Below are 10,511 nucleotides of genomic sequence, written 5' to 3'. Positions count from 1 at the left end.
GTCGTGCGTCGGCTGCGGGCCGTCGGTGGCTGGTCGCGCCCACGCGGCGGAGCCGCATGATGTGACCGCCCCGCGCCCCTTACGGGGCGCTGACGCGGTCACCGGAGCGTGTCCGGAGCGTTGGATTTATCGCGGACATGTCACAGAACAACGACAGGGCCCCCTCGTGGACGATCTTGGCTCGAAAGTGCCGTAAGAATTGAGCCCGTCACCAACGAACCACCCACGGGGGAAACATCATGCGCCGTCCGCTCGCAGCCGCTGCCGTCGTTCTCGCGATAGCAGCCTCGGCCACCGCTTGCGACGACAACACCAAGCCCGCCGACGACAAGGGCGCCGGCTCGCAGGCGCCGTCGAATCCGGCACAGGGGGCCGGGGGCACCGCACAGGACCAGGGCAAGGGCGGCCAGTCCGGCGCCCTCGGGGTCAAGAAGACCATCAAGGGGACCAAGTCGGGCGAGCAGCTCGACGTGACGCTCAAGAACTGGGTGGATCCGGCCAAGAGCGACAACAAGTACACCCCGCCGAAGCCGGGCAAGAAGTACGTCGCCGCCCAGTTCGAGATCGTCAACACCGGCACGGCGCCCTACGCCGACAGCCCGACGAACAGCTCGCGGGTCATCGACGCCCAGAACGAGCGCTACAACGCCAGCGTGCTGTCCAGCATCGCCGAAGGGCCGTCCCTGGCCGCCGACCTGAAGCTGGCGACGGGTCAGAAGACCGAGGGCTGGGTCGTCTTCTCGGTGCCCGAGAAGACCACGGTGGCGTCCGTGGAGTTCTCGATGGACTCGGGGCTCTCCAAGGACGCCGCGCAGTGGACCCTCAAGAAGTGACGCACAGCCCCTGCGGGTTCAGCCGCTTCACTTCGTAACGGCTGGTCAGTGGGCCGCGCACGGCGGCGGCCGCGTGGCCCGCACCGACCGGCACGTCGACGATGGTCCAGCCCGCGGGCCAAGGGGGCGTGCCGGGGCCGCCGTTGCCCAGGTAGTCGAGGTCGGGGGAGCGGCCGAGGCCGGTGCCCAGGCCCTTGAGGTAGGCCTCCTTGCGCACCCACAGCCGGGTGAAGACCGCCGGGCGCCGCACCACGGGCGCGGCCATGACCTCGCGGTGCTCGGCGGGGTGGAGCGCCTGGGACACCTGCTCGACGGTGCGCCCGGCGGCGAGCTGCTCGGTGTCGACGCCCACCGGGGCGGCGGCCACGCCGACGAGCACGAGGTTGCCGCCGTGGGACATCGAGAAGTGCGGTGCCCCGGCGGCCTTCACGGCGGGCCGCCCGTGCGGCTTGCCGCAGCACGGGCACGGCTCGCGGGTGAACTCCACCTCGCCGGGGGCGACGCCCAGATAGGCGCCCAGCACCCGGCGCAGCATGAGGTGCGCGGCCACGTACTTGGCGCGGTCGAGGTCGTGGACGAAGCCCTCGGCCCGTTCGCGTTCGCCCGCGTCCAGCGGGGAGCGGTCCGGGGCGGCGGAGTGCAGCCAGGCGTCGGGGGTGTGCAGCAGCCAGAGGTCCAGGGCCCCTTCGGCGGGCCGGGCCACGGCCTCGGGCCAGGGTGTGGCGGGGGAGGCGTCCGGACGGAGGGCGGCGGGGGCCGGGTGAAGCTGCACGGGTCGCTCCGGTGTTTCGGTGACGGTGCTTTCGGCGGCGGGGTCGTACCAGGTCGTACCCGGCCGTGCGGGCAGAATGACGCAGCGTACCCGAGTCCTATGTCCGGCGGGTATCGGGTACGCCGAACACGAGCATTTTCGGGCTCAATTCGTCACGTCATGGTCACGTATGGACTCGGTGCAATCAGGTCACATCCTGGGCCCGGAGGGAAGCGGGACGCCTGACTTCGGCCACCGACCGTCTTTATTCTGGCTCAAACGTGGTGGGTGGTCACGAGTTCCCCTGTTACCGTCGTTTCCGATCTTGGTCGTGCAAGTCGGCTCATTCGAGACCGACTTGCGGAACGTCACCGGACAATCCGGCATCTTCCCCTACGACCAGGCGCCAGAGGTCGCGTGTGGCTTCATGAAAGAGGAAACACTGTGGCGGTCACTCTCGAGACAGAACAGGTCTCCCCCCGGATCCCCGTAGGCCGCTCCACCGAACTGAACACCCTGCTGCGGCAGGCCGCCCGGGCCCGGGCGGGCTCCGCCCGGGCCGTCCTCGTCCGCGGCCCGGCCGGAATCGGCAGAACCAGTCTGCTGTCCGCCGTCGCCGAACGCCTGCAGGCGGACGGAGTGACCGTACGGCGCTTCGGCGGACGCCCCGACGACAACGACGGCACGGCATCCCGCCGCGCCGTCGACGTGCTTCTCGCCCCGGACCCCGAAAACACCGACCCCGTCCCCGCCGACCCGCACACCGACCGGCGCCGCCTCCACGGACACCTCCTCGGCCTGCTGTCCGCCGGCCCGCTGGCCCTCGTCGTCGACGACGCCCAGTGGTGCGACGAAACCTCCCTGCGCTGCCTCGACTTCGTCCTGCGCCGGGCCGCCGCCCGCCCCCTGTTCGTCCTGCTCTCCCAGCGCACCGAGTGCGAGGGCCCCGGCGCGCCCGTCCTCGCCGAACTCCTCGCCCACGACCGCTGCGCGCTGCTCGAACTCGGCCCCCTGGACCGTTCCGAGGCGGCCCGCATGATCGAGAGCGCCCTCGGCAGCCCCGCCGACGACCTCTTCGTCCGGCGCTGCGCGGAGGCCAGCGGCGGCAACCCCCTCGTGCTCGGCCGGCTGCTCGCCGGGCTGCGCGGCGCCGGCGTCCGCCCCGACGCCGCCGGACTGCGCCGGCTCGGGGCGGTGCGCGAGGGGATCCTCGCCTCGATGGTCCCGGACCTGCTGGCCGGACAGCCGCGCCACGTACGCCGGGTGGCGATCGCCCTGGCCGTCCTCGGCCGCGGCGAGGCCGACCTGCTCGGCGCGCTCTGCGGCGTGACCGGCACCCGCGTGGAGCCCGCCCTCGGCGACCTGCGCCGGGCCGAGGTCGTCCTCCCCGGCGCCCCCGCCGAGATGCGCGACGCCGTCCGCGAGGCCATCCTCGGCGGCATCGCCGCACCCACGCTCCAGCAACTGCGCGTGCGTGCCGCCCGCGTCCTCAGCGACGCCGGACGGCCCGCCACCGAGGTCGCCGACCAACTCGTGCTCCTGGAACGGCTCGACGAGCCCTGGATGCTCGCCGTGCTCCGCGACGCCATCGCCGAGTCCCCCAGCCGGGCCGCGACCCGGGCAGCCGTCCGCTGTCTGCGCCGCGCCCTGGAGTCGCGGCTGACGGCCGCCGAGCGCAAGGACGTCCACGTCGAACTGGCCAGGGCCTCCGTCCCGACGGCCCCCGCCACCGCCCTGTGGCACCTGCGCCAGGCCCTCGCCACCGCCGCCGGCCCGCGTGAACAGGCGCCCATCGCCGTGGAGTACGGCATGGCGGCCCTGGGCACCCGCTGCGCCCCCGACGCCGTCCGCGCCCTCGACCACGTCCTCGACGGCCTCACCGGCGAAATCGGCACCGACCCCGCACCCGCCGACCGCGAGCTCCACACCACCCTCGCCTCCGCCCTGCTGGTGACCGCCGTCAACGACAGGACCGCGATGTCCGTGGCCCGCGAACGGGCCGCCTCCTGGCCCGTACCGCAGGGGGACAGCCCCGCCGAACGCCAACTGCTCTCCGCCCTCAGCACGTTCGCCGCGCTGGAGGGCCGCCCGGCCGACCAGGCGGCCGCCCTCGCCCGGCGGTCCCTGCGGGTCGAGGAGGCCGCCCCCGCCGGGTGGTGGGTGCTGGGCTCCTCCCTCGTCCTCTCCCTGGCCGACGCCGTCGACGAGGCCCACGCCGGCCTGGAGCGCTCGCTGACCAACGGGCAGGCGTGCTACGCGCCGTGGATGCAGGTCGCCGCCCTGGCCGGACGCTCGCACACCCTGCACGGCACCGGCGACGTCACCGGCGCGCTGCACGACGCCCGGGCCGCGGTCGCGCTCGCCGAACAGAACGGGATGACCGGCGCCGTGCCCCTGGCCCACATCGCCCTGGGCAACGCCCTGCTCTCCCAGGGCGAGGCCGGCCCGGCCCGCACCGTCCTCGACCGGATCGCCGGCGCCGGCGACAACCTGGAGGCGCGCGTCTGGGAGTGGCACCAGTACCTCTACGCCCGGGGCCGGGTGCTGCGCGAACTCGGCGACCTGGACGGCGCGTTGGACGCCTGGCGGCGCTGCGGGGACAGTCTGGACGAGGCCGGGGTGGCCAACCCCGTGCTCGCCCCCTGGTGGCTGCCCGCCACCGACACCCTCGTCCGGACCGGCCGCACCGCGGAGGCCGCCGCCGTCGCCGAGCAGGCCCAGGCGGGGGCCCTGCGCTGGGGCACCCCGCGCGCCCTCGGCCTCGGCCTGCTCGCCGCCGCCGCCGTGGCCCGGGGCCGGGCCCGGCTGCAACTGCTCGCCGAGGGCGTCGACGCCCTCGCCGCCTCCCCGGCCCGCCTGGAACTCGCCAAGGCCGAGTACCTCCTGGGCCGCGAACTGCTGGGCCGCGACGACGCCCGCGGGGCCCGCCACCACCTGCGCCGGGCCATCGAACTGGCCACCCGCTGCGGCTACCACGTCCTCGCCGCGCTCGCCCGCGAACTGCTCGTCACCGCGGGCGGCCGGATGCCGCAGCTCGCCACCAGCCCGCTCGACTCCCTCACCGAGAGCGAGCGCCGCGTCGCCGCCCTCGCCCAGGGCGGGGTCAGCAACAAGAAGATCGCGGAAGCCCTGTTCATCACCACCCGCACCGTGGAGATGCACCTGACCAACGTCTACCGCAAGCTGGCCGTCCGCGGCCGCGCCGACCTGCCCGGCGGCCTCGGCCTGGCCGTCCAGGGCCACTGACCGTACGGGGGGACATGAGACGCACGACAGCGGCACCGCCGGGCGGCATCCCGGACGGAACGACACCGCTCCCCGGACGCCGGGACGAAGAAGACCTGCTGCACTCCCTGCTGCAGGACCTGCGGCAGGGCCGGCCCGCCCTCGTCGGCGTGCAGGGCCCGCCGGGCATCGGCCGCAGCGCCCTGCTCGACCGCGCGGCCGTCCTCGCCGAACGGGCCGGCGTGCGGACCGTCGCGGCCCAGGCCTGCCGCGAGGAGGCGGACCTGCCCCATGCCGTCGCCGAACAACTGCACGCCGCCCTCGGCACCGGGCGGCAACCGGCCCAGCTCTGCGCGGCGTTGCTCGCGGCCGCCCGCGAACAGCCCCTGCTCGTCGTCGTCGACGACGTCCAGTGGGCCGACGCACCCTCGCTGCACGCACTCCAGGCCCTGGCCCGCCGGCTCGCCGGCACCTCCCTGATGCTGCTCACCGCCCGCAGCGACGCCCTGCCCCCGGGCCCGGACGACCGCATCGAACCCTGCCCGCTGGCCGACGGACGCGCCGTCGCCCGGCACACCCTCGACCTCGGCCCGCTCACCCAGGACGCCGTCGGCGAGGTCCTGGCCCGGGCCTGGAGCACGGTGGTGGACCCCGGCTTCCGGGAGGCGGCGGCCCGGGCCGTCGGCGGCAACCCCGCCGTACTGCGCTCGGTCGTCCGCCGGTTCGGCCGGCACGGCTGGCGCCCGTGGATCGACCACCTGCCCCACCTGACCGACAGCGCCGCCGAGGCCGTCCGCGAACGCACGCTGCGCACCCTCGCCGTGCTCCCCGAGGAACTCCTGGACGTCCTGCGCGTCGTCGCCGTGGCCGGAGAGGACTGCAGCACCGGCATGATCGCCTCCCTCGCCGAACCCCGCACCACCGGCGCCGCCCGCGCCCTCACGCTGCTCTCCGGCACCGGCCTGCTCACCCCCGGCCCCCGGCCCGCCTTCCGTGAACCCAAGGCGGCCGAGGCCGTCCTGGGCCGGCTCAGCACCGAGCGGCGCGAGGAACTGCACGCCCGCGCCGCCGACTGGGCGCACCGGGTGGCCGTCCCCGACAGCGGTGTGGCGCGGATGCTGCTGGGCGCACGGGTGCTGGGCGCCGCCTGGGCGGTGGACGTCCTGCGCCGGGAGGCCGCCCGCTGCCGCCTCGCCGGGCGGGGGACCGCCGCGGCCCGGCTGCTCCAGCGCGCCCTGCGCGAGCCGATGCCCCCGCCGCTGCGCGTGCGGCTGCTGACCGATCTGAGCGCGGCCGTCCTGCCCTCCGAGCCCGAGGCAGCCGACCGGCACCTGCGCCAGGCCCTGCTCGTCCCCGCCCACGCCGACGCCGGGCCCTCCTGGGTACGGGCCGCCGAACTCCTCGTGGCCCGCGGCGACGTCGTCGCCGCGCAGCCGCTGATCGCCCAGTGCATCGGCCGGACGGAACCGGGCTCGGCGGACCGCGCCGCACTGCGCGCGCTGTACTGGCTCGCCGAGCAGAGCCAGCCCGAGGCCGTCCACGAACTGGACCGGCCCCCGGTCGACGAGCTCCCGGAGCTGCCCGAGCAGCCCGCCGAAGCGGCCGGGGCCGCCTGGCGCGCCGCCCTGCTCGGCCGCGACGTCACCCGCACCCGGCAACTGGCCCGCGCCGCCCTCGCACCGGAGGCCCGGGCGGTCGTCCCGCCGACCCTCCAGGTGGCGGCCTGCCACGCGCTCGTGCTCAGCGGCGACTTCGCCGAGGCCCGCGCCGCCCTCGACAGGGTGCTGGTGTACGCCGAGCACACCGACTCCCGTGCGGTCGCCGGGCTCGCCCTGCTCGTCGCGGGCCTCACCGAACTGCGCCGGGGGCGGCCCGACGCGGCGACCGTCGCCCTGAACCGGGCCCAGGAGGTCATGCTCCCGCACTGCTGGCACCCGCTGATGACCCCTGGCCTCATCGCCCTCAAAGCCCTGCTGTTCCTGGAGCGCGGCGACCGGAGCGCGGCCGAACGGACCCTCGCCCTGGCCCGCCCGGCCGGCGCCGAGGGCGGCCTGGCCTGGGCCTATCTGCTCTACGCCCGCGGCCGGGTGCGCCTGGCCGACGGGCAGCGCGAGCAGGCGCTGGCCGACCTGCTGGAGTGCGGGCGGCTGCTGCTCTCCCGCCAGGTCCTCAACCCGGCGCTGCTGCCCTGGCGTTCGGCTGCCGCCCTGGCCCACGGCCCGGAGCCGGACGGCCCGGTGGCCGCCGAGCTGCTCGCCGACGAACGCCGCCTCGCCCTCGCCTGGGGCGCCCCCGGCATCGTGACCGAGGCCCTGCTCGGCACCCTCACCGGCGGCCGGCTGCACCACCCGCACCCGGCCGCCGGGGCACCGGCCAGCTGGCAGTACCGGCAGGCGCTCGTCGCCCTGGGCACCGCGCCCTTCTCCGGCCACCGCACCATCGACTCCCTGCTCGGCAGCGGAGCCACGGCCGCCCGCCCGGCCCCCGCCGAGGAACGGCCCGCCGTGCCCGCGCCGGGCACACAGCACGGGCTGACCGACGCCGAACTGCGCGTGGCCGCACTGGCCGCGGGCGGCCTGGCCAACCGCGCCATCGCCGCCGAACTCCAGGTCACCCTGCGCACCGTCGAACTCCACCTGACCAAGGCCTACCGCAAGCTGGGCATCCGGGGGCGCCCGCAGCTGGCCGCGGCGCTGGGCCCCCTACCCATGGAGAGAGCATGATCCCCCTGCTGTTCGACCGGCAGCACGAACTCGACCTGATCACCGCCGCGATGGAGGGCGCGGAGCAGGGCGCCGGATCCCTCGTCGTCGTCACCGGCGGCGTCGGCAACGGCAAGACCGCGCTGCTGCGCGCCCTGCCCGCGGCCGCCGAGCGGCGCGGGATGCAGGTCCTGACCGCCAGCGGCGCCGTGCTCGAACGGGACTTCCCGCTCGGCGTGGTGAGCCAGCTCCTGGACTCCCTGCTGGCCGGAACGCCCGCCGACCCGCTCTGCGACCCCTCCGGTCCCGAGCGGCACGGCGAACTGCTCTCCCTGGTCGCCGAGCGCAGCGCACGCACCCCCCTGCTGATGCTCGTCGACGACCTCCAGTGGGCCGACACGCCCTCGCTGCGCTGGCTCGGCCTGCTGGCCAAGCGGCTGGGCGGCCTGCACGTCGCCGTGGCCGCCACCGTGCGCGAGGGCGACCCCGGCGCCGACGAGCCCCGCGTCCACGACATCACCGACCGCGCCGCCCACGTCGTGCGCCCGGGCCCGCTGACCCCGGCGAGCACCGCGGCCCTGGTCGCCGACCGCTTCGGGCGGGCGGGCGACTTCGCCTATGTGACGGCCTGCCACGAGGCCACCGGCGGCAACCCGATGTTCCTCACCGCCACCCTGGCCGCCCTCGCCGGCACCGGTGAACCCGTGGCCGCCCGCGCGCACACCGTGCGCGAGCCCGGCCTGGCCTCCCTGCGCGAGCGGCTCGCCGTCGCCCTGCGCTCCCAGCCCGCGCCCGTGCGCGAACTCGCCAAGGCCCTCGCGGTCCTCGACGAGGCCGCCGACCCGGAGCTGGCCGGCCGCCTCGCCGGACTCGACGGCACCGGCCGGGAGGAGGCCGTCCGGGGGCTGCGCCGGCTCGGGCTGCTGGCCGACGGGCCCGGCCTGCGCTTCGTCCACCGGGCCGTGCGGGACGCCGTCGAGGAGTCGATGACCCCCGCTGAGCAGGAGGACATCCACGTCTACGCCGCCCTGCTCCTGCACAGCGCCGGCCACTCCGCCGAACTGGCCGCCACCCAGCTCCTCGCCGCCACCTCCTGCCACGACACCTGGGCCGTCGAGGTGCTCCGGGCCGGCGCCACGACCGCCGTACGGCGCGGCGCGCCCCGGGACGCGGCCCGCTACCTGCGCCGCGCCCTGCTGGGCAGCGCACCCGCCGGGCCCGACCGGGCGGCCCTCCTGGTCGAACTGGCCACCGTGGAGCGCGCCTTCGACCCGCAGGCCGCCATGCGGCACCTCTCGCAGGCCCTCCTGCTGCTGCCCACCGCCGCCCAACGTGCCCTGGCGGCCGCCCGGATACCGCCCTCGCTGCTCGGCGGCTGCCCGCCGCCGGTCGTCGACGCGGTCGTCAAGCTGGCCGCGGAACTGGGCGACCCCGGGGCCCTGCGCGGCACCGAACGGCAGATGGCCCTGCGCATGGAGGCCCGGGCCCGCCACGTGGCCGTGGCCGGACCCGAGGAACTGGTCCTGAGCGCCGACCGGTTGCGCACCCTGGGCCCGGTGCCCCGCCTGGACACCGCGGCCGAGCGGGAACTCGTCACGGTGCTGCTGCACGGCGCCACCCTGACGCAGCGCATGACCGCGGCCGAGGTCGCCCCGCTGGCCAACCGCGTCCTGCAGTACGAGCCCGCCGCACCGGGCCACGTGCACACGGCCCTGCCGCTGCTCGCCCACGTGCTCGTCGCCGCCGACTCCGTCGAGGCCGTCGGCTGCTGGCTGGAGACCGCGCGCGAGCGCGCCCGCAGGGAGAACGCCACCGTCCCGCACGCCGTGATCTCCCTCGAACTCGCCCACGTCCTGCTCGCCCAGGGCCGGCTGGAGGAGGCCCGCGCCCGTGCCGAGGAGGCCCTCGACCTGGGCATCGCCGACTGGGCGACGCTCCAGGCCATGACCGCCATCGTGCTGGTCACCCTGCAGACCCGGGACGCCGAGCTGTCCCGGCGGCTGCTCTCGCACCGCCGCGAGGGCGACGGGCACGGCTACCGGCCCTCCTCGCTCCAGCTCATCCGCGGCTCCAACGCGGCCGCCCGCGGCGACCTGCCCACCGCCCTGGAGTACTTCCTCGACTGGGGCCGCTCGGCGGAGCGCGCCGACTGGTGCAACCCCGCGGTCTTCCCCTGGCGTTCGTGGGCCGCCGGGCTGCACTACCGGCTGGGCCGGCAGGACCACGCCCACGACCTCGTCGACGAGGAGTACGAGCGCGCCGTGGCCTGGGGCACCCCCGTGGCCATCGGCCGCGCCCAGCGGGTCAAGGGCGCGGTCACCGAGGGGGAGCGCGGCATCGAGCTGCTGCGCGAGTCCGCCGCCACCCTGGAACATTCCGTCAACGCCATGGAACGGGCCCGCACCGCGCTGCTGCTCGGGCGGCGGCTGCAGGCGGCGGACCGGCCCGCCGAGGCCGAGGTGCGGCTGCGCCAGGCCCGCGACCAGGCCCTCGCCTGCGGCGCGCCGTGGATCGTGGAACGGGCGCGCCGCGAACTGCACACCATGGCCTCCGGCCAGACCTCGCTGGCCGTCGAGGCCCTCACCCGCACCGAACGCCGGGTCGCCGGGCTCGCCGCCCACGGAGCGTCCAACAAGGACATCGCCGAGCAGCTGGAGGTCAGTTCACGGGCGGTGGAGAAGCACCTCACCCGCGCCTACCGCAAGCTCCAGGTGGCGGGCCGGGCGGAACTGGCCGCCGTCGCCCACCTGTTGCCCGGCCCGGCGGGGGCAGGCGCCCCGTAAGGGGCGCGGGGAACTGCGCGACCAGCCACCGACTGCCCGCAGTCGACGCACTGCCCAGGTCCGGGGCGAAGCCCCCGGCACGCCGTCTGCGGGCGCGTCGTGGCCGGTCGCGCAGTTCCCCGCGCCCCTTACGGGGCGCGAAGATCCGTGGAACCGTACCGAACCCCCGGTCCACCGGTACCGCCGGTAACCGAACCCTGTGCCCGTACCCGCAGGG

Annotated in this window: 5 protein-coding genes; 4 read left to right on the top strand and 1 reads right to left on the bottom strand. The window is 76.0% G+C overall.

Annotated features, from left to right (window positions below; genetic code table 11):
- Nucleotides 1–239 precede the first annotated feature (239 nt).
- Nucleotides 240–833: a DUF4352 domain-containing protein gene (locus tag ACWD4B_RS02525; RefSeq protein ID WP_451419018.1), complete on the top strand. Its 594-nt coding sequence runs from the start codon at nucleotides 240–242 to the stop codon at nucleotides 831–833.
- Here the strand turns inward: ACWD4B_RS02525 and ACWD4B_RS02520 are convergent.
- The gene (locus tag ACWD4B_RS02520; protein WP_451419017.1) at nucleotides 823–1,605 is read right to left on the bottom strand and encodes a 4'-phosphopantetheinyl transferase family protein; all 783 of its coding nucleotides are present in this window, start codon (nucleotides 1,603–1,605) and stop codon (nucleotides 823–825) included. The genes ACWD4B_RS02525 and ACWD4B_RS02520 overlap by 11 nt on opposite strands.
- Nucleotides 1,606–2,028: 423 nt before the next feature.
- On the opposite strand from ACWD4B_RS02520, the gene ACWD4B_RS02515 reads away from it, so the two are divergent.
- Genes ACWD4B_RS02515 through ACWD4B_RS02505 form a run of 3 tightly spaced genes read left to right on the top strand, consistent with a single transcriptional unit; the run spans nucleotide 2,029 to nucleotide 10,294 of the window.
- On the top strand, nucleotides 2,029–4,830 hold the full coding sequence (locus ACWD4B_RS02515; protein WP_451419016.1) for an AAA family ATPase: 2,802 nt from the start codon (nucleotides 2,029–2,031) through the stop codon (nucleotides 4,828–4,830).
- Nucleotides 4,831–4,844: 14 nt separating this feature from the next.
- The gene (locus ACWD4B_RS02510) at nucleotides 4,845–7,532 is read left to right on the top strand and encodes an AAA family ATPase (protein ID WP_451419015.1); all 2,688 of its coding nucleotides are present in this window, start codon (nucleotides 4,845–4,847) and stop codon (nucleotides 7,530–7,532) included.
- The gene (locus ACWD4B_RS02505; RefSeq protein ID WP_451419014.1) at nucleotides 7,529–10,294 is read left to right on the top strand and encodes an ATP-binding protein; all 2,766 of its coding nucleotides are present in this window, start codon (nucleotides 7,529–7,531) and stop codon (nucleotides 10,292–10,294) included. Before ACWD4B_RS02510 ends, ACWD4B_RS02505 begins: the two co-directional genes overlap by 4 nt.
- The last annotated feature ends 217 nt before the right edge of the window (nucleotides 10,295–10,511 follow it).

The sequence above is a fragment of the Streptomyces sp. NPDC002536 genome (assembly GCF_053594995.1).
The sequence above is the reverse complement of the archived record's forward strand: the minus strand, read 5'-3'. Positions and strand labels throughout refer to the sequence as shown.

Bases quoted from the DNA above. Each gene is read 5' to 3' on its own strand.
- ACWD4B_RS02525 (WP_451419018.1), top strand. From the start codon at position 240: ATGCGCCGTCCGCTCGCAGCCGCTGCCGTCGTTCTCGCGATAGCAGCC.
- ACWD4B_RS02510 (WP_451419015.1), top strand. From the start codon at position 4,845: ATGAGACGCACGACAGCGGCACCGCCGGGCGGCATCCCGGACGGAACG.
- ACWD4B_RS02505 (WP_451419014.1), top strand. From the start codon at position 7,529: ATGATCCCCCTGCTGTTCGACCGGCAGCACGAACTCGACCTGATCACC.